This window comes from Streptomyces sp. NPDC033177, assembly GCF_055577715.1.
This window is the reverse complement of the sequence record NZ_JBVIPS010000013.1, coordinates 137,744-159,115: the sequence shown is the minus strand read 5'-3', so window position 1 is coordinate 159,115 and position 21,372 is coordinate 137,744. Positions and strand designations below refer to the sequence as shown.

Here is a 21,372-nt window from a genome sequence, read left to right as displayed (position 1 = left end):
CGCTGGTCCGGGGAGAGTCAGCGGCGCTCGGGCTTGGCGCTGCGCGACATCAGCTCCTTGAGGGCGACGACCGGGGGTGTGCCCTCGTGCACGATGCCCACGACCGTCTCGGTGATGGGCATGTCGACGCCGTGCCTGCGGGCCAGATCGAGCACCGACTCACAGGACTTGACGCCCTCCGCGGTCTGCTTGGTGACCGCGATGGTCTCCTCGAGAGTCATGCCCTTGCCGAGGTTCGTGCCGAAGGTGTGGTTGCGCGAGAGCGGCGACGAGCAGGTGGCCACCAGGTCGCCCAGGCCCGCGAGTCCGGAGAACGTCAGCGGGTCGGCGCCCATCGCCATGCCCAGGCGGGTGGTCTCGGCGAGCCCGCGCGTGATGAGCGAGCCCTTCGTGTTGTCGCCGAGGCCCATGCCGTCCGCGATGCCGACGGCGAGACCGATGACGTTCTTGACGGCGCCGCCGAGTTCGCAGCCGACGACGTCCGTGTTCGTGTACGGGCGGAAGTACGGGGTGTGGCAGGCGGTCTGCAGGCGTTGCGCGATCGATTCGTCCCGGCAGGCGACCACGGCGGCGGCGGGCTGCCTCGCGGCGATCTCGCGGGCGAGGTTGGGGCCCGTGACGACGGCCACGCGGTCGGCGGCGACCTTCGTGACGTCCTCGATGACCTCGCTCATCCGCATCGCGGAGCCCAGTTCGACGCCCTTCATGAGGGAGACGAGCACGGTGTCGGGGGCGAGCAGCGGCGCCCACTCGGCGAGGTTGCCGCGCAGCGTCTGCGAGGGCACCGCGAGCACGGTGAAGTCGGCGCCGGCCGCGGCCTCGGCCGGGTCGGTGGTGGCCCTGAGGTTCTCCGGGAGTTCGACACCGGGGAGGTAGTCCGGGTTGCTGTGCGAGGAGTTGACGGCGTCGGCGAGTTCGGCGCGGCGGGCCCACAGGGTGACGTCGCACCCGGCGTCGGCGAGGACCATGCCGAAGGCAGTACCCCAAGATCCGGTTCCGAAGACGGCGACCCTCACCGGGTTCGTCACTTGCTGTCCTCCGTGGTGTTCTGGGGGCTGTTCTCGGGGACGCCTGAACCGCTCAGGCCGGTCGCCTTGCGGCGTTGCGCGAGCCGCGCCTTGCGCGGGTCGTAGGGAACCGCGGGAGCCTTCTCCTGCCGGATCTCCTCAAGGAGTTCGGTGACCCCGGCCATGATCTCCTCGGTCACCTCCCGCAGGATCTCGGGTGTGGGTTCCTTGTCGTAGAAGCGCGAGAGGTCGACCGGCTTGCCCGCGAGGACCTTGAGCGTCTTGCGCGGGAAGAGGCTGAGCTTCTTGCTGTACGGGGGAAGCGCGAGGTTGGCGCCCCACTGGGCGACGGGGATCACCGGGCACTTGGTCCGCAGGGCGACCCGCGCGGCACCGGACTTGGCGGTCATCGGCCACATCTCGGGGTCCCTGGTGAGGGTGCCCTCGGGGTAGAACGCCACGCACTCACCGCGCTCGATCGCGTCGACCGCGGCACGGAAGGCGTCGAGCGCATTCGTGGTCTCGCGGTAGACCGGGATCTGGCCCGTGCCCTTCATGACCTTGCCGACGAAGCCGTCCTTGAAAAGGCCGTCCTTTGCCAGGAAACGAGGCACTCGTCCGGTGTTGTACTGAAAATGCGCGTACGAGAGCGGGTCGATATACGAGTTGTGATTCACCGCCGTGATGAATCCACCGTCGGCCGGAATGTGCTCCATTCCTCGCCAGTCCCGCTTGAACAGAACCACCAGCGGCGGTTTTGCGATGACCGCCGCCAGGCGGTACCAGAAGCCGATTCTGCGGCGGGACACTCGGACACCTTCCTCCATGAACCTGGTCGGCCGCACAAGTGTCGCCCCAGGCTGTCTGTCTGTCTGTCGAGAACACCGTACGCCCGCCCTCCGGAACCCGGCCCCGGTAGTGCCGCGCCCAGCAGGTCACAATGGGCCTGACGCGAAGGACGGAGCCGCCACCCGTGCAGTGGACCCTGGTGATACCCCTGAAACCGCTGGAGCGCGCCAAGAGCAGGCTCACCCCCACCACCGGCGACACCTTGCGCCCCGGCCTCGCCCTCGCCTTCGCGCAGGACACCGTGGCCGCCGCCATGGCCTGCCCCGCGGTACGGGATGTGGTGGTCGTCACGGACGACGGCCTCGCCGGGCGCGAGCTGGCGGCGCTGGGGGCCAGGATCGTCCGTGACGAGCCCGCGGGGGGCCTCAACGCGGCCCTGGCGCACGGGGCGGCGGACGTGCGCGCCGGGCGGCCCGAGACAGCCGTCGCGGCGCTGAATGCCGATCTCCCCGCACTGCGCCCCCTGGAATTGACCCGGGTACTGGACAGTGCGGCCCGATTTCCCCGATCCTTCCTCGCGGATGCCGCCGGAATCGGTACGACGTTGCTCTCCGCTGCCCCCGGCATGGAATTGCGTCCGGTATTCGGCGCGGCGTCCCGTTCCCGGCACGCGGCCTTGGGGGCGGTGGAACTTCCGCTCGACGACGTCGATTCCGTACGCCAGGACGTGGACACCGGCGACGACCTGCGGGCCGCGCTCGCGCTGGGCGTGGGGCCGCGCACGGCGGCGGCTGCCGCGAGGCTACTGATCACCGACTGAGATCGCCGATTGAGATCGCCGACTGAGTACGCTTCCCCCATGCAGGCGACCGCGTACACGTACGACTCCGAGACCCGCAGCGGCAGCGTGCTGCTCGACGACGGCACTCCGGTGCCCTTCGACCCCCCGGCGTTCGACGCGGGCGGCCTGCGGCTGCTCAGGCCCGGCCAGCGGGTGCGGATCGAGGTCGAGGGAGAGGGCGAGGGCCGCCGCATCACGCTGGTGACGCTGCAGACCTTCTGACGTGCTTGCGTGCTGACGGGCTGAGAAGCCTCCGCACACGCCGCGGGCCGGGCTCCCAGTGGGGAGCCCGGCCCGGCGCGTGAGTGCCCTCGTGCCCTTACTTCTTGCGGGCGGTCGCCTTCTTGGCGGTGGTCTTGCGCGCCGTCGACTTCTTGGCCGGAGCGGTCTTCTTCGCGGTGGCCTTCTTGGTGGCCGGCGCGGTCTTCTTGGCGGTGGCCTTCTTGGCGGGGGTGGCCTTCTTCGCCGTCGCCTTCTTGGCCGTGGCCGCCTTCTTGGCGGTCGCCGACGTCTTCTTGGCGGTGGCCTTCTTGGCCGTGGCCGCCTTCTTGGCGGTCGCCGACGTCTTCTTGGCGGTGGCCTTCTTGGCGGGGGTGGCCTTCTTCGCCGTCGCCTTCTTGGCGGTGGCCTTCTTGGCCGCGGCCTTCTTGACGGTCGCCGAGGCGCCGCCGCCCGAAAGGCTGCCCTTGGGCGCCTTCTTGACCGCGACGTCGTTCTTCGGGAGCTTCTTCGAGCCGCTCACCAGGTCCTTGAAGCCCTGACCGGCGCGGAAGCGCGGAACCGAGGTCTTCTTGACCCGAACGCGCTCCCCGGTCTGCGGGTTGCGGGCGTAACGGGCGGGACGGTCAACCTTCTCGAACGAGCCGAACCCGGTGACCGAAACTCGGTCTCCGCTGACCACGGCACGGACGACTGCGTCCAGAACCGCGTCCACGGCGTCGGCGGCCTGCTGACGGCCTCCCACCTTGTCGGCAATCGCTTCTACGAGCTGCGCCTTGTTCACGTCTTCCCCTTCGGAGACCTCGCCCGAGCGTATTCGCCAGGCTTTTTCGCACGTTAGGCAGATATATACCGCAAATCAAACACGAAACGGGCTAATCACCCTTGTGCCGCAACGAACTCGGCTGTCCATGAGTTCCTCGAAGGTTCCTCGAAGGGCCGTTTGAGCCTTGTGGCTCAGGCATCTTCGGGGAATCGGCCCTCTTCAGCTTCGTCGAGGGACGCCATCAATCGCTCCAGACGCCTTGCCGCATCGGCGAGATCGTGTTTGGCCGCGGCCGTAATGACCAGCAGCTTCCGGGTCAGCGCCATCCGTACGCCCTCCGGGACTTGCAGTGCACGCACCCTTGAGTGCGCTTCCTTCAGTTGGTCCGCAACAAGCCCGTAGAGCTCGAGTTGGCTGTCACGTTCCATGCACCGATTGTGCCATCTGGGGCGAGTTGTCGCCTCCGCAGGGGGTAACTACCCACATCCGGCGCCCTCCTGAGGGTACCCGGTCGGACCGAGTACAAGGGGATTTCAAGCCTCTTCTTCCGTCCGGATCAAGGGAGTTGAGACCACCCGTTCAGGTCAGCGGACCCCCTCCCGGGCCCGGACACAGATGTACCCCCAACCGTCCACGATTGGGGGTACACCAGGGTGTTGCGGGGGTGTCAGACCTGCACGGTCCGCGGCTTGTACGAGCGTCGCCCGGCCTCGTACGCGGCGATGTCCGGCTCGTTCTGGAGCGTGATGCTGATGTCGTCCAGACCGTTCAGCAGACGCCAGCGGGCGTTCTCGTCGAGCTCGAAGTCGGCGGTGACGCCCTCGGCGCGGACCTGGCGATCCTGCAGGTCAACGGTGATTTCGGCCTGCGGGTCGCGCTCGGTCAGCTCCCAGAGCGCGTCCACGACCTGCTGGTCGAGCACGACGGTGAGCAGGCCGTTCTTCAGCGAGTTGCCGCGGAAGATGTCGGCGAAGCGCGAGGAGATGACGGTCTTGAAGCCGTAGTTCTGCAGCGCCCAGACGGCGTGCTCGCGCGAGGAGCCCGTACCGAAGTCGGGGCCTGCCACCAGGACCGTGGCGCCCTGGCGTTCGGGCTTGTTCAGGATGAACTCGCCGTCCTTGCGCCAGGCCTCGAAGAGCCCGTCCTCAAATCCGTCCCTGGTGACCTTCTTCAGCCAGTGGGCGGGGATGATCTGGTCGGTGTCGACGTTGCTGCGGCGCAGCGGAACGGCCCGGCCGGTGTGCGTGGTGAATGCTTCCATGGCTCTCAGACTCCGGCGGTGACGGGGGCGTCAGGGGCATCGGTCAGGTCGGCGGGCGACGAAAGGTGGCCCGTCACCGCGGTCGCGGCGGCGACCTGGGGCGACACCAGGTGGGTGCGGCCGCCCTTGCCCTGCCTGCCCTCGAAGTTGCGGTTGGACGTCGACGCGGAGCGCTCGCCGGGCGCCAGTTGGTCGGGGTTCATGCCCAGGCACATCGAGCAGCCGGCGTGCCGCCATTCGGCGCCCGCGGCGACGAAGACCTTGTCCAGGCCCTCCTCGATGGCCTGCAGGGCGACCCGGACCGAGCCGGGGACGATCAGCATCCGTACGCCGTCGGCGACTTTGCGCCCCTCGACGATGGAGGCCGCGGCGCGCAGGTCCTCGATACGGCCGTTGGTGCACGAACCTACGAAGACGGTGTCGACCTTGATGTCGCGCAGCGCCTGCCCGGCGGTCAACCCCATGTATTCCAGGGCCTTTTCGGCGGCGAACCGCTCCGAGGCGTCTTCGTACGAAGCAGGGTCGGGGACCTGTGCCGAGAGCGGCGCGCCCTGGCCCGGGTTGGTGCCCCAGGTGACGAACGGCGCCAGCTGGGTGGCGTCGATGTAGACCTCGGCGTCGAAGACCGCGTCGTCGTCCGTCTTCAGGGTCTTCCAGTACGCGACCGCCGCGTCCCACTCCTCGCCCTTCGGGGCGTGGTCGCGGCCCTCGATGTAGTCGAAGGTGGTCTTGTCGGGGGCGATCATGCCCGCGCGGGCACCGGCCTCGATCGACATGTTGCAGATGGTCATGCGGGCTTCCATCGAGAGTTTCTCGATGGCGGAGCCGCGGTACTCCAGGACGTAGCCCTGGCCGCCGCCGGTGCCGATCTTGGTGATGATGGCGAGGATCAGGTCCTTGGCCGTGACGTCGTGGGGCAGTTCGCCGTCGACGGTGATGGCCATGGTCTTCGGCGGGGCCATCGGCAGCGTCTGGGTCGCCAGGACATGCTCGACCTGGGAGGTCCCGATGCCGAACGCCAGCGCTCCGAAGGCGCCGTGCGTGGAGGTGTGGGAGTCACCGCAGACCACGGTGGTGCCGGGCTGGGTCAGGCCCAGCTGCGGGCCCACCACGTGGACGACGCCCTGCTCGACGTCGCCGAGCGAGTGCAGCCGTACGCCGAACTCCGCGCAGTTCTTGCGCAGCGTCTCCAACTGCGCCCGCGAGACGGGGTCCGCGATGGGCTTGTCGATGTCGAGGGTCGGGGTGTTGTGATCCTCGGTGGCGATGGTGAGGTCGAGGCGCCGCACCGGGCGGCCTGCCTGGCGGAGGCCGTCGAAGGCCTGCGGGCTCGTCACCTCGTGCAGCAGGTGCAGATCGATGAAGAGGAGGTCGGGCTCGCCTTCGGCGCGCCGGACGACGTGGTCGTCCCAGACCTTCTCCGCGAGTGTCCTACCCATCGCTTTCCCTCCGACCGGCTGTGTTGGGCCGGCCCAACTAGAGAATTGTTCGTCCACGCCCGTACCCCTCGTGCCGCGCGTGGACCGCTATCCGTTGGTCCGCGGATCGCACGTCCCAGGGTGACGTGTTCCATCGAAAATTGAACTTGCGTTTCACAGAGTGAGACGCGAGTATCGACGCATGGACAACTCTAGCGGCGTCGGCGTTCTCGACAAGGCGGCTCTCGTCTTGAGCGCCCTGGAGTCCGGCCCGGCCACCCTCGCGGGTCTGGTCGCGGCCACCGGACTCGCACGACCCACGGCACATCGTCTCGCCGTGGCACTGGAACACCACCGGATGGTGGCGCGCGACATGCAGGGCCGTTTCATTCTCGGCCCGCGGCTCGCGGAACTCGCGGCGGCGGCCGGCGAGGACCGTCTGCTCGCCACGGCGGGCCCGGTCCTCACGCACCTGCGTGACGTGACGGGCGAGAGCGCGCAGCTCTATCGCCGCCAGGGCGACATGCGCATCTGCGTCGCGGCGGCCGAGCGCCTCTCGGGCCTGCGGGACACGGTCCCGGTCGGCTCGACGCTCACGATGAAGGCGGGCTCTTCCGCGCAGATCCTGATGGCCTGGGAGGAGCCGGAGCGCCTGCACCGCGGCCTCCAGGGCGCCCGCTTCACGGCCACCGCTCTTTCGGGCGTACGCCGCCGGGGCTGGGCCCAGTCCATCGGCGAGCGGGAGCCGGGCGTCGCGTCCGTCTCCGCTCCCGTGCGCGGCCCCTCGAACCGCGTGGTCGCCGCCGTCTCGGTCTCCGGGCCGATCGAGCGCCTGACCCGCCACCCGGGCCGGATGCACGCACAGGCCATCATCGACGCCGCGGGACGACTGTCCGAGGCCCTGCGCCGCACGGGCTGACCCCGCAAGCACCCCAGTCAGCACACAGAACGCCCGAGGGGCCGCCTCAACGCCGCGGCTGCCCCTCGGGCGTTTTTCCGTACCTCTCCGGGATGCCCTCAGACGGCCTTGAGCCGGTCGGCGGCCCTCTCTCCCCGGCGACCCACGGGCACCACACCGGTGGCCTTGCCCAGGCCGAACTCCGGCATGTTGATGTAGACCGCCTCATGGGCGCCGGGCGGCACCACGTACGTCTCGTGCCAGAAGCCGACCTTCCCCTTGCCCTCCCGCATCCGCCGGTTGAAGGCGGCCCAGGCGGGCCGGTGCTCCTTGCCCTGCTCGGAGGCGTAGGCGAGGAGCTTCTCCGGCGACTCCCAGTACTGCACGACGTACAGCACCCGTGACCCACCGAGTAGCAGCTGGTAGCCGAGCATGCCGCTCCCCCGGTCCTGGGACAGCTCCTTGAGCATCCGGGGCATCGCCCGGAAGACCGGCCACCAGCTGCGCACGGCACGGAAGTTGTTGATGCGCATCCCGATGTTGAAGACCGTGACCGGGCCCTGCGCGGCGGCGGTCATGCGCCCCTCGATCGGCTTGGTGCTCACGATGGTTCCCCCTTCAGAGAGCGTTGGATAGCTTGACTATCCATGATTGGATAGTGCCACTCCCCAAGGGGAAGCGCAAGAGAGAACCAAGAGAAGGAGCGAGCCGATGAGACTGGCGGAGCTCAGCACGCGCAGCGGGGTCTCGACGGCCACGATCAAGTACTACCTGCGCGAGGGACTGCTCCCGCCGGGCCGCCGCGTGACGGCCACGCAGGCCGAGTACGACGAGCAGCATCTGCGACGACTGCGTCTCGTCCGGGCGCTCATCCAGGTGGGCCGGGTGCCGATCGCCTCCGCCCGCGAGGTGCTCGCCGCCCTGGAGGACGAGTCCCTGGACCACAACTCCCGTCTGGGCACGGCGGTCTGGGCACTCCCCCACGGCCCCGAGTCCACCGAGGACGACACGCATGCGGAGGCGGCACGGCGCACCGTCGACGCACTGCTCGAACGACTCGACTGGGAGTACGCCCAGGCATACGGGGCCCATTCACCGGCGTACGGGATGCTGGTGACCGCGGTCACCAGCCTGGCCAGGCTCGGATACCCGTGCTCCGTCGAGGACTTGGTGCCCTACGCGCGTGCGGGAAGTCAACTGGCCGTCGCCGACCTGGACTTGATCGAACGTTACGAGTCCTCGGACGAACAGTTGCAGGCGGCTGTCGCGCTCACCGTGCTGTACGAGCCGGTCCTGCTCGCGCTGCGCCGGATCGCCCAGACGGAGGAGTCCAACCACCGCTTCGGGCAAGGGACTTCCACGTAACGACGAAGGGGCCCTCCCTTGCGGGAAGGCCCCTTCTCTTCTGTACCCCCGACCGGATTCGAACCGGCGCTACCGCCTTGAGAGGGCGGCGTGCTAGGCCGCTACACAACGGGGGCTAGCTTTTTCACTGCTGTACTGCTCTGTACTGCCGTACTGCGCTGGGCTACCAGGACTCGAACCTAGAACAACGGAACCAGAAACCGTCGTGTTGCCAATTACACCATAGCCCACTGTGGTCTAGACCAGCTAGACACTGCGTACCCCCGACCGGATTCGAACCGGCGCTACCGCCTTGAGAGGGCGGCGTGCTAGGCCGCTACACAACGGGGGCCCTAGCGATCCTGCATCGGCTGCAGTGGGTGCGACCCGGACTGCTTCCATGGGAAGGATCTGTACCCCCGACCGGATTCGAACCGGCGCTACCGCCTTGAGAGGGCGGCGTGCTAGGCCGCTACACAACGGGGGCGTTGCAGATAAGCTCTGCGAGCTGGCCTACCAGGACTCGAACCTAGACTAACGGAACCAGAAACCGTCGTGCTGCCAATTACACCATAGGCCATCGATACGCAACCCCTCGCGGGAGTTTTGCTCGACTTGCGCTTCCTGGTCGGACCTTTCGGCCTTCTCGGGCGGCGCAGAAAGAACATTACCCGAAGGTGGACGGCGCTCCAAAACGGGTATCGCCGCGGAGCATCGGGGACAGCCGGCCCAGCAGAAAGGACCCGGAAGCCGTGGTGGCTTCCGGGTCCTTCTGCCGGCGTACGCGCGGCTCTCGCGGCTACGCGGCCAGCTTCGCCAGGGCCGCGTCGATGCGGGTCAGCGACTTCTCCTTGCCCAGGATCTCCAGGGACTCGAAGAGGGGCAGGCCGACCGTGCGGCCGGTGACGGCGACGCGGACCGGGGCCTGGGCCTTGCCGAGCTTCAGGCCGTGCTCCTCACCGGCGGCCAGGACCGCGTTCTTGAGGGACTCCGGGTCCGTCCAGTCGGCGTCGGCCAGCTTGGCGCGGGCCGTCGTCAGGAGGGCGGCGGGGTCGCCCTTGCCCATGGCCTTCGTCCAGGACGCCTCGTCGTCGACGGGCGCGTCGAGGAAGAGGAAGTCCACGTTCTCCGTGATCTCGGAGAGGACCTTGATGCGGGTCTGGGCGTGGGGGGCGATGGCCTCCCAGGCGGCCTGATCGAAGTCCTCGGGCGCCCAGTTGGCGTGCGGGGCCTTCAGCCACGGCTCGCAGGCCGCCGCGAACACCTTCACGTCCAGCATGCGGATGTGGTCGGCGTTGATCGCCTCGGCCTTCTTCAGGTCGAAGCGGGCCGGGTTGGCGTTCACGTCCGCGAGGTCGAACTTGGCGACCATGTCGGGGATCGAGAAGACGTCCTGGTCCGCGGAGAACGACCAGCCCAGGAGGGACAGGTAGTTGAGGAGGCCCTCGGGGAGGAAGCCGCGCTCGCGGTAGAGGTTCAGGGACGCCTGCGGGTCACGCTTGGAGAGCTTCTTGTTGCCCTCGCCCATGACGTACGGGAGGTGGCCGAAGGCCGGGGTCTCCTTGGCGATGCCCAGGTCCGCGAGCGCCTTGTAGAGGGCGATCTGGCGCGGGGTGGAGGAGAGCAGGTCCTCGCCGCGCAGGACGTGGGTGATCTCCATCAGGGCGTCGTCGACCGGGTTCACCAGGGTGTAGAGCGGTGCTCCGTTGGCGCGGACGATGCCGTAGTCCGGGACGTTCTCCGGCTGGACGGTGATCTCGCCGCGGACCAGGTCCGTGAACGTGATCGCCTCGTCGGGCATGCGGAAGCGGACGATGGGCTTGCGGCCCTCCGTCTCGTACGCGGCGCGCTGCTCGGCGGTCAGGTCGCGGCAGTGGCCGTCGTAACCGGACGGCTTGCCGGCGGCGCGGGCGGCGTCGCGGCGGGCGTCCAGCTCCTCCGTGGAGCAGTAGCAGTAGTACGCGCGTCCTGCGTCCAGGAGCTTGGCGGCGACGTCCTGGTAGATGTCCATGCGCTGCGACTGGCGGTACGGCGCGTGCGGGCCGCCGACCTCGGGGCCCTCGTCCCAGTCGAAGCCCAGCCAGCGCATCGCTTCCAGGAGCTGCTCGTACGACTCCTCGGAGTCGCGGGCCGCGTCGGTGTCCTCGATGCGGAAGACCAGGGAGCCCTCGTTGTGCCGGGCGTAGGCCCAGTTGAAGAGAGCGGTGCGGACCAGGCCCACGTGGGGGTTGCCGGTCGGCGAGGGACAGAACCGTACGCGTACGGGGGTCGCGTTAACCACGCTTGATCACCCTGTTGGTGAGAGTGCCGATGCCTTCGATGGTGACGGCGACCTCGTCGCCGACGTTGAGCGGCCCGACGCCTGCCGGGGTGCCCGTGAGGATGACGTCGCCGGGGAGCAGCGTCATGGCCTCGGAGATGTGCACGATCAGGTCCTCGATGGAGCGGACCATGTCGGTCGTACGCCCCAGCTGGCGCTGTTCGCCGTTGACCGTGCACTGGATGGTGAGGTCGGAGGGGTCGAGGTCGGTCTCCACCCAGGGGCCGAGCGGGCAGGAGCTGTCGAAGCCCTTGGCCCTGGCCCACTGCTTCTCGCGCTGTTGCACGTCACGCGCGGTGACGTCGTTGGCGCAGGTGTAGCCGAGGATGACGTCACGGGCGCGCTCGCGCGGGACCTCGCGGCACATGCGGCCGATGACCACGGCGAGCTCGGCCTCGTAGTGCACCTCCTGCGAGAAGGAGGGGTACGCGATGGCGTCGCCGGGGCCGATCACCGAGGTGGACGGCTTGAAGAAGGCGACCGGGACGTCGGGAACCTCGTTGCCGAGTTCCTTGGCGTGGTCCGCGTAGTTGCGGCCGATGCCCACGACCTTGTTGGGGAGCACCGGAGGCAGCAGCCTGACCTTGCTCAGCGGGACCTTCGTGCCGGAGAGCTCGAAGTCCGCGAACGGGATGCCCTTGATGATGTCGAGGACGAGCCCATCCGTCGTTCCGGGGGGACTTTCGCCCTCGACCGCGCCGAAGGCGACGTTGCCGTCGATGGAGAACCTGGCGATGCGCAAGAGCGGTGCCCTTTGCTGGAGGGGGAGACTGACACCCCAGGCTAACGCGGGGGCCTGCGGCCAGCTTGCGACCTGCCCCGAGTGACCCTGCGGCGTTACCGCCGCCTGTCGCCGCCGCGCGGGCTCGTCCTCAGACGCCGGACGGGCTGAAAGTCTCGGGGGCGTCCATCAAGACAGTGCGGCGGGGGTTGGCCGTCACCGCCGGGAGTTCCGTCGCGTGGTCCGGCTGCTCGGCGGCCGGGGCGACCTCCTGCGCGTCCGTGAGGTGGGCGAGGGTGGTGCGGCGCGGGTTGGCTATGTTGCGGAACATCGCGGACTTGACGGTCTTCATCTGCTGTTCGTGCCCTGTCAGTTGAGGCGTCGTGTGGTGGACGCGGGTTGTCGGATTCGCCATCCCTGTAAAGCGTCAGGCTAAACATCCAATTCCCGCCCAAAGCCCGGATGAGGCCTTGATCTTCATGTGAGTTTGCTCACGAGGTAGCGGGCAAAAGGGTCAATTCAGGCCCGTGAAGGGCTTGTTGGAATCGGACATTGCGCCACTGAACCCATCATTCCGCTCCCGATCATGAACACTGGGACACCCATCGGCCAGAGCTTTGCTGGGCCCAATGGGCCGTTTTGCCCCAGATCACTTTCTACGTCTCGTGACGCGCCACTCACGCCCAGTCACGGAGGTCACGGCGCGGCACACGGGCCTTGTTGGAGATCCTGCACTGTGCTGGAATTCCCGGGACCGCCGCGGGATCGAACCGGCGCGCAGGGGCGCAACGCAGCGCCGAGTGGCGGCGGGAAAGGGGAGCCAGCGCCGGTCACTCACGACCACCATGGGGCGTTCTGCGCCCCACGACGCCGACACCGTCCCGCCGTTTGCGCGGAGGGACGCCTGGTCCAGAGGTTGCGACGCTAGTGCAGGGACGTTTCAAGAGGGATGGCAGCAGCGCTGCGGCAGAGCCGGAGCGCGGCGGGACCGACCGCGGCTCCTCGGCCCAGCACGCCCAGAACCCCGGGCAGGTACCGGCCGGCGAGACCGGCCGCGGAGCCGGTGGCGGGAGCCTGCCCTCGGCCACCCCGTCATCGGGCGGTACGACGGGCACCGTGAAGTCGCCCACCGGGCCCGGCTCGCGAATAGCCCTGCGCAACTGGCGCATCTCCACCCGACTGGTCTCGCTGCTCGCGCTCCCCGTGATCACCGCGACCTCCCTCGGTGCGCTCCGCATCAACGAGTCCATGGACGAGATCCAGCAGCTCAACAACATGAAGCTGCTGACCGACATGACCAAGCGCGCCACCGAGCTGGCCTCCGCGCTCCAGGAGGAGCGCGACCGCTCGGCAGGCCCCCTCGCGCACGGCGCGAAGTCCTCGGACTACGTGGTCAAGGGCGCCCGCCAGAAGACCGACCGCGCCTACAACCGCTTCCTGCAGGAGACGCAGGACCTCGACGACACCGACGGCGACAAGGGTCTCCTCGGCGTCCGCGCGAACACCGTCGAGATCACCCAGCAGCTCCAGGAGATCAACAAGGTCCGCAAGGACGCCTACAAGGACGCGGGGGCCACCTCGCAGACCGTGGACTCGTACAGCCAGCTCATCGAGCAGCTGCTCTCGCTGTCCTCGGACATGGCGCAGGCGACCAGCAACCCGGACATGATCCAGCGCACCCGCGCCCTGACGGCCTTCTCCTCCGCCAAGGAGTACGCCTCGGTCCAGCGCGCCGTGATCGCCGCCTCGCTCCCCGCGAGCGACAGCACGTTCGGCAAGATCTCCGAGACCGACCGTCGCTACGGCTTCTCCGCCCTCGACAAGGAGAACTCCAAGCTGGATGCCTTCAAGGGCATCTACGCGGGCAACCCGGACGAGCTGACCAAGCCCATCGACGGCGGCAACTCCTCCGTCAAGGAGGCCGACTCCTACGCCAAGCGTGTGCTTGAGCAGGAGGGCGGCATCAAGCTCCAGGACAAGCGGTCGTACAAGGACTGGGTGGACGCCGACACCACCAAGATCGACGCGATGTCCAAGATCGAGCTCACGCTGCTCAACGAGATGGAGCAGAAGGCCCGCGAGCTGCGCAACGAGTCCGAGCAGGCGGCCATCCTCAACGGTGCGCTGATCCTGCTCGTCCTCGGTGTCTCGCTCGTCGGCGCCTTCGTCGTGGCCCGGTCCATGATCCGCTCGCTGCGGCGCCTGCAGGACACCGCGACCAAGGTCGCCCAGGACCGGCTGCCCGAGCTCGTCAAGCAGCTCTCCGAGGCCGACCCGCAGGACGTCGACACCTCGGTCGAGTCCGTCGGTGTGCACTCCCGGGACGAGATCGGCCAGGTGGCCGCGGCCTTCGACGACGTGCACCGCGAGGCCGTCCGCCTCGCCGCCGAGCAGGCGTTGCTGCGAGGCAACGTCAACGCGATGTTCACCAACCTCTCGCGCCGTTCGCAGGGCCTCATCCAGCGCCAGCTCTCGCTCATCTCCGAGCTGGAGTCGCGCGAGGCCGACCCGGACCAGCTGTCCTCGCTCTTCAAGCTCGACCACCTCGCGACCCGCATGCGCCGTAACGGCGAGAACCTCCTCGTTCTCGCCGGTGAAGAGCCCGGCCGTCGCTGGACCCGGCCCGTCCCGCTCGTCGACGTCCTGCGTGCCGCCGCGTCCGAGGTGGAGCAGTACGAGCGCATCGAGCTCTCCGCGGTCCCGACGACCGAGGTCGCCGGGCGCGTGGTCAACGACCTCGTGCACCTGCTCGCCGAGCTCCTGGAGAACGCGACGTCGTTCTCCTCGCCGCAGACCAAGGTCAAGGTCACCGGTCACGCGCTGCCCGACGGCCGTGTGCTCATCGAGATCCACGACACCGGCATCGGCCTGTCGCCCGAGGACCTCGCCGCGATCAACGAGCGGCTCGCGTCGCCGCCCACCGTGGACGTCTCGGTCTCGCGCCGCATGGGTCTGTTCGTGGTCGGCCGTCTGTCGCAGCGCCACGGCATCCGCATCCAGCTCCGTCCCTCGGACTCGGGCGGCACGACCGCGCTCGTCATGCTGCCCATCGATGTCGCCCAGGGCGGCAAGAAGGCGCCGAACAAGCCCGGTGCGCCCGGCCCCGGCCAGGGCGGTGGCCCTGTCGCCGCGCAGGCGTCCGCGGGTGCCGCGGCAGCGCGTCGCGGTGTGGGCGGCGGTAACGGTGCGCCCGGCTCGGCAGGTCCCGCGGGGTCCCAGGGCAGGCTCGGTGCCGGTCCGCCCCGTGGTCAGGTCACGGGTGCGGGGCCGCGTGCCGCGCTGCCCTCGCGTGACGCGGGACCCGGGCCGCGCAACGGTTCGCCGTCCGCTCCGGCGGGCTCTCCGTCCGGTCAGCAGCCTCCGCGCCAGGGGCCGCCCGGACAGGGCGCCGGCGCGCCGGGCTCGTCCGGTGGCAGCCTCTTCGGGGGCGGGCAGGGTGGTGGCCGCGGTCAGTCCGCCGCGCCGCAGCCGCCGGTTCCCCAGCAGCGTACGAACCCGGTGAACCCGGCCGGACAGCCCGGGAACCCCTCCGGTCCCGTGAACCCCTCCGCGAACGACTCCGGGGACCAGGGGCGTCGGCCGCAGCTGCCGCCGCGCGGTGGTCCGCGTGCCGAGCTTCCTGGCGGCAACCCGCAGCCGCGCGTGCCCAGTTGGAGCGACGAGAACGCGCAGCCGCAGATATCGCGCGAGCCGTTCGACACCCCGCGCGGGCACGAGGAGCCGGAGTCCACGGGACAGTTCCCGCACCCTTCGGCCGGCGCCGCACAAGGCCCCGGTTCGACCGCCGAGTTCGCGCGGCCGGACTTCGACGGGCCGCCGCCCGGCACGGGTTCGCCGCAGAACGCGGGCCAGCAGGGGCAGGGCCAGCAGGGCACCGGGCAGTTCGTCCGCCCGGACGTCTTCGGTGGCCAGGACTCGTCCTCGGGCACGAACCAGCCGAACACGAACCAGTTCCAGCGTCCCGGCACCAGCGCTCCCGGCTACAACGGCGGGGCGCCCCGGCGCGGGCAGAACCCCGGCCAGGGCCAGGGTGCGCAGGGCCAGGGCGGTCAGCTCGGCATTCCGCCGGTTCCGCCGCAGCCCCAGCAGCCTCAGCAGCCCGTGCGGCCCTCGCAGCCGGACGAGCTGCCGCCCGCCGGTCCCGGTGACGGCCGTACCCCGCTGTTCGACACGCTGGAGACCAACTGGTTCCAGCAGCAACAGCAGCAGCAGCAAGGGCAGCAGCCCCAGGGCGGCGCCCCCGAGCAGCAGCAAGGGCAGCAGCAGCCCCAGCGTCCGCAGCGGCAGCAGCCGTCGTCCTCGTCGCCCCTTCCGTCGAGGCCGCAGGCCCAGCAGCCGCAGCACCCGGCCGCGCCCCAGCGCCCGACCGGAACGCCCGCCCCGTCGACGGCCAACGGAACCGGTGGCGGGAACGGCAGCCCCGTCACGAACGGCAGTGCCGCCTCCTGGCGCACCTCGCCCAACGACGAGCTGGGCCGCCAGGCCGAGCGCGTCCGGCAGCCGTCCGCCGGTGGCGTCACCACATCCGGCCTGCCGCGCCGCGTCCCGCGAGCCAACCTCGTCGCAGGCACCGCTCAGCAGCAGCAGGACAGCACAGGTCCGCAGGTCTCGCGTGCGCCCGACGACGTGCGCGGCCGGCTGACGAATCTCCGTCGGGGCATCCAGCAGGGTCGCCAGGCCGGTACCGGCCAGACCGGCAGCTTCCCCACTCACCAGCAGGAGCGTTAGTTGAGTCCGAGCCAGGCGGCACAGAATCTGAACTGGTTGATCACGAACTTCGTGGACAACACCCCCGGGGTGTCCCACACCGTCGTGGTCTCCGCCGACGGCCTGCTTCTGGCGATGTCCGAGGGCTTCCCGCGTGACCGCGCCGACCAGCTGGCCGCGGTCGCGTCGGGGCTGACCTCCCTCACCGCCGGGGCCTCGCGGATCTTCGAGGGCGGCGCCGTCACCCAGACCGTGGTGGAGATGGAGCGGGGGTTCCTCTTCCTCATGTCGGTCAGCGACGGCTCGTCCCTCGCCGTGCTCGCTCACCCCGAGTGCGACATCGGCCTCGTCGGCTACGAGATGGCGCTCCTCGTGGACCGCGCGGGCGCCGTCCTGACCCCGGATCTCCGCGCCGAACTGCAGGGCAGCCTGCTGCACTAGCTCTCTTCATCGGCCGCCCCACCGACCGAACGTACTGACCACCGTCCGGCCAACCTGGTGCCCCCCACCGGCTCTATCAGACGGCACGCAGACCACCTGCTGTCCCGCCCGGAGGATCCATGACCCCGCCCAACGCCTCTCACGAACCGTACGGCTCTCAGGCGTCGTACGGCTATGAAGGCGACCAGCCGCTGGTGCGCCCTTACGCGATGACCGGCGGCCGGACCAGGCCCCGCTACCAGCTCGCGATAGAGGCGCTGGTGAGCACGACGGCCGACCCGGCGCAGCTGATGGGGCTGCTCCCGGAGCACCAGCGCATCTGCCACCTGTGCCGCGAGGTCAAGTCGGTGGCCGAGGTTTCGGCGCTGCTCTCCATGCCGCTCGGCGTGGCCAGGATCCTCGTGGCCGACCTGGCCGAGGCCGGGCTCGTCGCCATTCACCAGCCCGGCGGCGACGAGAACGCCGGCGGCCAGCCAGACGTGACACTGCTCGAAAGGGTGCTCAGTGGACTTCGCAAGCTCTAGCAGCGGCGGAGGCCGCTCCACCACCAGCGCGAAGATCGTGGTGGCGGGCGGCTTCGGCGTGGGCAAGACCACGTTCGTCGGGGCGGTCTCTGAGATCAACCCGCTGCGCACCGAGGCCGTCATGACGTCCGCCTCCGCGGGCATCGACGACCTCACCCACACCGGAGACAAGACGACGACGACCGTCGCCATGGACTTCGGCCGCATCACCCTGGACCAGGACCTGATCCTGTACCTCTTCGGTACGCCCGGACAGGACCGCTTCTGGTTCATGTGGGACGACCTCGTACGCGGCGCCATCGGCGCCGTCGTGCTCGTCGACACCCGCCGTCTCGCCGACTGCTTTCCGGCCGTCGACTACTTCGAGAACTCCGGGCTGCCCTTCGTCATCGCCCTCAACGGCTTCGACGGCCACCAGCCGTACACCCCCGATGAAGTGCGCGAAGCCCTCCAGATCGGTCCCAACACCCCGATCATCACCACGGACGCCCGACACCGTGCGGACGCAAAGAGTGGCCTGATCACACTGGTCGAGCACGCACTTATGGCCCGACTCAAGTAGACGAGGGCATACGGCAGTTGCCGTAGATTCCACAGAGTGGTCTGTGTCATTTGACACGGATGCCCGCTCTGTTCATAACGTTTCGACAGAGAATTCGCCGGGCGCCGCCACGCGTCGCGGTCATTCGGTGTCGCTGTGCGCACAAGAGCCCCGCCTTTTGGCGGGGCTCGCTCTTTTTGACCGTTTTATCTGAGGCTTACACCACTCGGAACTTCCCCTTCCCACTGTTTGGTAGAGGACCCCCTGACGTGCTGGAATGCGCTGAACTGCCCAGTAGCACGGGCCTTGGAGACGACAGCGGGACCGGTGTAGGTCCCGCCGCCGAGAGGTTGTTGGTCGAGTGAGGCGAAGCAAGACGAGCCCCGCACCGCCGCAGACGCGGGACACGCGGGGCAACTTCACCCCGCCGCCGCGCACAGCGGCGTCCCCCGCCGATGTGCAGGGCATGGAACCGCCGGCGCCCTCCGGGGGCAGAATGTCCCCGCGCAACTGGCGCGTGCCGACCCGCCTGAACGCGATCCTCCTCATACCCGTGCTCGTCGGCCTCGTCATGGGCGGCTTCCAGGTCAAGGGCTCGATCGACACCTGGAGCGAGGCCCAGGACGCCGAGAACACGGCGCGCCTCGTGCAGGCGTCGCTGAACTACGGCAACCGCCTCATCGAAGAGCGCGACATCTCCGCCGCCCCACTGCTGCGCGGCGAGAAGAACGCCCCGGCCGTCGTGAAGGCCCGAAAGGCCACCGACCAGGCCGCCGACGAGTTCGACGCCGCCGCCGAGAACATGCCGCAGAAGGAAGGCCTCAAGCGCCGCCTCGACGGCTTCCACAAGGTGGAGCCGGGCCTCCAGTCCCTGCGCCAGGCCGCGTACACCTCCAAGCTCCCCGGCGCGCAGACCGAAGAGGCCTACGTCGGCATCCAGCACCCCCTGATGGAGTTCGCCAACGAGCTCGGTCTGGGCACCGGAAACATCACCAGCTACGGCCGGACCGTCTACGCCATCTCGCTGACCAAGGCCGCACTCTCCCTCGAGCGCTCCATCGGCATGCACCTGCTGGTCAAGCCGGGCCCCACCGCGAGCAGCTTCGGCAAGCAGAAGGTGGCACTGTCCTCGTACGCCTACCTCGAGGGCATCGCCATCGAGGAGTACACGGGCGGTGGCACTCCGCAGGACGTCGCCAAGCTCGAGGCCGCGAAGAAGAAGCTGAAGGCCGACGGCGAGAAGAAGGCCAAGGAAGCCGCCGCCGCCGCGAAGGCCCAGGGCAAGACGTTCGTCCCGCCGCCGTCCGCCGAGGACATGGTCTCGGCCATCGCGACGCTGGAGAGCACGCAGCCCAGCGCCCGGGTCACCCTCGCCGGCAAGGGCGTCACCAAGGAAGCCTGGTGGGCCACGACGTCCGCCAAGTTCGACGCGTACCGCACCATCGAGTCGGACCTCGCCGACAAGGCCGTGGCCGAGGCCGCCGACATCGCATCCGACGCCCAGCGCAACGCTTACATCACCGGCGCGATCGTCGTGGTCGCGCTGCTCGCCGCCTTCATCCTGGCCGGGATGATGGCCCGCCAGATGTCCAAGGCGATGCGCCAGCTGCGTACGGCCGCCTTCGGTATCGCCGAGCAGCGTCTGCCGATGCTGGTCGACCAGCTCTCGCGCACCGACCCGGGACGCGTCGACACCCGCGTGCAGCCCATCCCGATCTCCTCCACGGACGAGATCGGCGAGGTCGCCCGTGCCTTCGACCAGGTGCACCGCGAGGCCGTCCGGCTCGCCGCCGAGCAGGCCCTGCTGCGAGGCAACATCAACGCGATCTTCACCAACCTCTCGCGCCGCAACCAGTCCCTGATCGAGGGCCAGCTGACCCTCATCACCGACCTGGAGAACAACGAGGCCGACCCGGACCAGCTGGAGAGCCTCTTCCGCCTGGACCACCTGGCGACCCGTATGCGACGCAACGGCGAGAACCTCCTGGTCCTCTCCGGCGAGGAGCCGGGCCGCCGCTGGGACCAGCCGGTCCCGCTGGTCGACGTCCTGCGCGCCGCCTCCTCCGAGGTGGAGCAGTACGAGCGCATCGAGCTCTCGGGTGTCCCGGAGGCCGAGATCCACGGCCTCGCCGTGACCGACCTCGTGCACCTGCTCGCCGAGCTCCTGGAGAACGCCACCACGTTCTCCTCGCCGCAGACCAAGGTCCGCGTCACCGCGACCCGTCTTCCCGACGGCCGCATCATGGTCGAGATCCACGACAAGGGAATCGGCCTCACCGCCGAGGACTTCGCGGACATCAACCACAAGCTGGCCAACCCGCCGACGGTGGACGCCGCGATCTCGCAGCGCATGGGTCTGTTCGTGGTCGGCCGCCTCTCGGACCGGCACAGCATCCGCGTCCAGCTGCGCCCCTCGGGCGAGCAGGCCGGTACGACCTCGCTCGTCATGCTCCCCGACGCGATCACGCACGGTGGTGGCGGCGAGAACCAGCTGCCCGAGTCCGAGTTCACGGTCTCCTCGATCATGCCGGAGCAGCAGGCCCCGGAGCAGCCCGCGTTCAACCACCAGCCGATGCGCACGGCGGCCGAACTGGGCTTCGACGACAGCCGTTACAACGGCGACGCCGTCGAGCCCGCGGACCTCGACCCCGTCGGCCGTTCGCTGATGCGCGAGGAGCGGCGTGCCGCCCTGGAGGCGCAGGCGCAGTCCGGTGACGGCCGTCCGCTCTTCCGCGACGAGATGTCCCCGCAGCAGCAGGGCTTCGAGCAGCAGGGTGGTTACGAGCCCGCGTACGACCAGCAGGCTCCGGTGTACGACGAGTACAACCAGGGTCAAGCCGCGCAGCCGGCGTACGACGACGCGTACTACCCGGCGCGCGACGGCTACCAGGACGCCCCCTATACGGAGGCCGGTCACGACGACCACGCCGCTCGTACGGGTGCCGTCTCCGAGCCGTTCGCGGCCTACCCCGACCGCTCTCACCAGGACGACTGGCCGTCGAGCGACGGATACGACAACAACTCGGGCGCGTATCAGGCCGAGTACGCTCCGGAACCGGAATCCGGTCCGGCGGCTCCCGCGAACGGCGCCGAGCGCGTAGGCTTCGAGCGTCCCGGGCCGGTCCCGTCCGCGGTCCACGACACCACCGCCGCGGGCCTCCCGCGCCGCGGATCCACCGGTGCGACGGGCAACGACAGCGCATCGGTCCCGATGGGCGACGCGTTCGGGAACACCTCCGGCGACGCCTTCGGGAACAATGTCGGCAACGGCGAGAGCAACTGGCGTTCGTCGTCCAACGACGACCGCTGGCTGCGCGCCGAGTCGCTGAAGGAGCCCAAGGCGGGTGGGGTCACCCCGTCCGGTCTCCCGAAGCGGGTGCCCAAGGCCAATCTGGTCGAGGGCACGGCGGAACAGACCCCACAGGGCGGCCCTCAGGTCTCCCGCGACCCCGAGGACGTTCGGGGTCGGCTGAGCAACCTGCGCCGCGGCGTCCAGCGGGGACGCAGCGCAGGCAGTGACACCACGAATGGCCAGGGCCTCGGCCCTGACAGCACCTACAACCAGGAGCGTTAGT

General features: G+C 69.3%; 19 protein-coding genes and 5 tRNA genes. 9 read left to right on the top strand and 15 right to left on the bottom strand.

The window, feature by feature from the left end; genetic code table 11:
• Positions 1 to 17: 17 nt before the first annotated feature.
• On the bottom strand, positions 18 to 1,028 hold the full coding sequence (locus ACZ5U5_RS37220) for an NAD(P)H-dependent glycerol-3-phosphate dehydrogenase (RefSeq protein ID WP_469030833.1): 1,011 nt from the start codon (positions 1,026 to 1,028) through the stop codon (positions 18 to 20).
• The gene (locus ACZ5U5_RS37215; RefSeq protein ID WP_469030831.1) at positions 1,025 to 1,816 is read right to left on the bottom strand and encodes a lysophospholipid acyltransferase family protein; all 792 of its coding nucleotides are present in this window, start codon (positions 1,814 to 1,816) and stop codon (positions 1,025 to 1,027) included. Before ACZ5U5_RS37215 ends, ACZ5U5_RS37220 begins: the two co-directional genes overlap by 4 nt.
• 164 nt (positions 1,817 to 1,980) lie before the next feature.
• Between ACZ5U5_RS37215 and cofC the strand changes: the two genes are divergently transcribed.
• Complete coding sequence (cofC, locus tag ACZ5U5_RS37210) at positions 1,981 to 2,616, top strand: 2-phospho-L-lactate guanylyltransferase (protein ID WP_469030830.1); 636 nt, start codon at positions 1,981 to 1,983, stop codon at positions 2,614 to 2,616.
• Between the two features lie 39 nt (positions 2,617 to 2,655).
• A complete protein-coding gene (locus ACZ5U5_RS37205; protein WP_160507421.1) occupies positions 2,656 to 2,859 on the top strand; it encodes a hypothetical protein in 204 nt (67 codons plus the stop codon).
• A 97-nt stretch (positions 2,860 to 2,956) separates the two neighbouring features.
• On the opposite strand, the gene ACZ5U5_RS37200 is transcribed toward ACZ5U5_RS37205, so the two are convergent.
• The 4 genes from ACZ5U5_RS37200 to leuC all read right to left on the bottom strand — a co-directional run bounded on the left by ACZ5U5_RS37200 (position 2,957) and on the right by leuC (position 6,322).
• Entirely contained in the window at positions 2,957 to 3,640 is a 684-nt protein-coding gene (locus ACZ5U5_RS37200; protein WP_469030828.1) for an HU family DNA-binding protein, read from the bottom strand.
• A gap of 173 nt (positions 3,641 to 3,813) precedes the next feature.
• Complete coding sequence (locus ACZ5U5_RS37195; RefSeq protein ID WP_363212500.1) at positions 3,814 to 4,050, bottom strand: SCO5555 family protein; 237 nt, start codon at positions 4,048 to 4,050, stop codon at positions 3,814 to 3,816.
• 239 nt (positions 4,051 to 4,289) lie between these two features.
• Positions 4,290 to 4,883 carry a 3-isopropylmalate dehydratase small subunit gene (gene leuD / locus ACZ5U5_RS37190; protein WP_469030827.1) on the bottom strand — a complete coding sequence of 198 codons (594 nt, stop codon included), beginning with the start codon at positions 4,881 to 4,883 and terminating at the stop codon, positions 4,290 to 4,292.
• Between the two features lie 5 nt (positions 4,884 to 4,888).
• The gene (gene leuC, locus ACZ5U5_RS37185) at positions 4,889 to 6,322 is read right to left on the bottom strand and encodes a 3-isopropylmalate dehydratase large subunit (protein ID WP_469030826.1); all 1,434 of its coding nucleotides are present in this window, start codon (positions 6,320 to 6,322) and stop codon (positions 4,889 to 4,891) included.
• Between the two features lie 181 nt (positions 6,323 to 6,503).
• Between leuC and ndgR the strand changes: the two genes are divergently transcribed.
• On the top strand, positions 6,504 to 7,220 hold the full coding sequence (gene ndgR / locus ACZ5U5_RS37180; protein ID WP_053137572.1) for an IclR family transcriptional regulator NdgR: 717 nt from the start codon (positions 6,504 to 6,506) through the stop codon (positions 7,218 to 7,220).
• A gap of 98 nt (positions 7,221 to 7,318) precedes the next feature.
• Here ndgR and ACZ5U5_RS37175 read toward each other — a convergent pair whose 3' ends face one another.
• Complete coding sequence (locus ACZ5U5_RS37175) at positions 7,319 to 7,777, bottom strand: DUF4188 domain-containing protein (protein ID WP_469031026.1); 459 nt, start codon at positions 7,775 to 7,777, stop codon at positions 7,319 to 7,321.
• Positions 7,778 to 7,910: 133 nt separating this feature from the next.
• On the opposite strand from ACZ5U5_RS37175, the gene ACZ5U5_RS37170 reads away from it, so the two are divergent.
• On the top strand, positions 7,911 to 8,564 hold the full coding sequence (locus ACZ5U5_RS37170) for a MerR family transcriptional regulator (protein WP_469030824.1): 654 nt from the start codon (positions 7,911 to 7,913) through the stop codon (positions 8,562 to 8,564).
• Between the two features lie 43 nt (positions 8,565 to 8,607).
• On the opposite strand, the gene ACZ5U5_RS37165 is transcribed toward ACZ5U5_RS37170, so the two are convergent.
• The 8 genes from ACZ5U5_RS37165 to ACZ5U5_RS37130 form a co-directional block, all read right to left on the bottom strand.
• Positions 8,608 to 8,680, bottom strand: a tRNA-Glu gene (locus ACZ5U5_RS37165).
• 42 nt (positions 8,681 to 8,722) lie between these two features.
• A tRNA-Gln gene (locus tag ACZ5U5_RS37160) sits at positions 8,723 to 8,794 on the bottom strand.
• 28 nt (positions 8,795 to 8,822) lie between these two features.
• Positions 8,823 to 8,895: transfer RNA gene (locus ACZ5U5_RS37155), tRNA-Glu, on the bottom strand.
• 62 nt (positions 8,896 to 8,957) lie between these two features.
• Positions 8,958 to 9,030, bottom strand: a tRNA-Glu gene (locus ACZ5U5_RS37150).
• 21 nt (positions 9,031 to 9,051) lie between these two features.
• Positions 9,052 to 9,123 (bottom strand) — tRNA-Gln (locus tag ACZ5U5_RS37145).
• A gap of 219 nt (positions 9,124 to 9,342) precedes the next feature.
• Complete coding sequence (gltX, locus tag ACZ5U5_RS37140; protein ID WP_469030823.1) at positions 9,343 to 10,824, bottom strand: glutamate--tRNA ligase; 1,482 nt, start codon at positions 10,822 to 10,824, stop codon at positions 9,343 to 9,345.
• The gene (locus ACZ5U5_RS37135) at positions 10,817 to 11,605 is read right to left on the bottom strand and encodes a fumarylacetoacetate hydrolase family protein (protein WP_469030822.1); all 789 of its coding nucleotides are present in this window, start codon (positions 11,603 to 11,605) and stop codon (positions 10,817 to 10,819) included. Before ACZ5U5_RS37135 ends, gltX begins: the two co-directional genes overlap by 8 nt.
• 130 nt (positions 11,606 to 11,735) lie before the next feature.
• A complete protein-coding gene (locus tag ACZ5U5_RS37130) occupies positions 11,736 to 11,936 on the bottom strand; it encodes a hypothetical protein (protein ID WP_469031025.1) in 201 nt (66 codons plus the stop codon).
• Positions 11,937 to 12,511: 575 nt separating this feature from the next.
• Here ACZ5U5_RS37130 and ACZ5U5_RS37125 point away from each other — a divergent pair.
• From ACZ5U5_RS37125 to ACZ5U5_RS37105, 5 genes are all read left to right on the top strand, one after another.
• Positions 12,512 to 16,312, top strand: a complete 3,801-nt coding sequence (locus ACZ5U5_RS37125; protein WP_469030820.1) for a sensor histidine kinase — start codon at positions 12,512 to 12,514, stop codon at positions 16,310 to 16,312.
• Positions 16,313 to 16,732: a roadblock/LC7 domain-containing protein gene (locus tag ACZ5U5_RS37120; protein WP_098244998.1), complete on the top strand. Its 420-nt coding sequence runs from the start codon at positions 16,313 to 16,315 to the stop codon at positions 16,730 to 16,732.
• A 119-nt stretch (positions 16,733 to 16,851) separates the two neighbouring features.
• Positions 16,852 to 17,256 (top strand): DUF742 domain-containing protein, encoded by a 405-nt coding sequence (locus tag ACZ5U5_RS37115; protein ID WP_363212493.1) that lies wholly within the window; start codon positions 16,852 to 16,854, stop codon positions 17,254 to 17,256.
• Entirely contained in the window at positions 17,237 to 17,818 is a 582-nt protein-coding gene (locus ACZ5U5_RS37110; protein ID WP_160507410.1) for an ATP/GTP-binding protein, read from the top strand. Before ACZ5U5_RS37115 ends, ACZ5U5_RS37110 begins: the two co-directional genes overlap by 20 nt.
• Positions 17,819 to 18,158: 340 nt before the next feature.
• Complete coding sequence (locus ACZ5U5_RS37105; protein ID WP_469030818.1) at positions 18,159 to 21,371, top strand: sensor histidine kinase; 3,213 nt, start codon at positions 18,159 to 18,161, stop codon at positions 21,369 to 21,371.
• The last annotated feature ends 1 nt before the right edge of the window (position 21,372 follow it).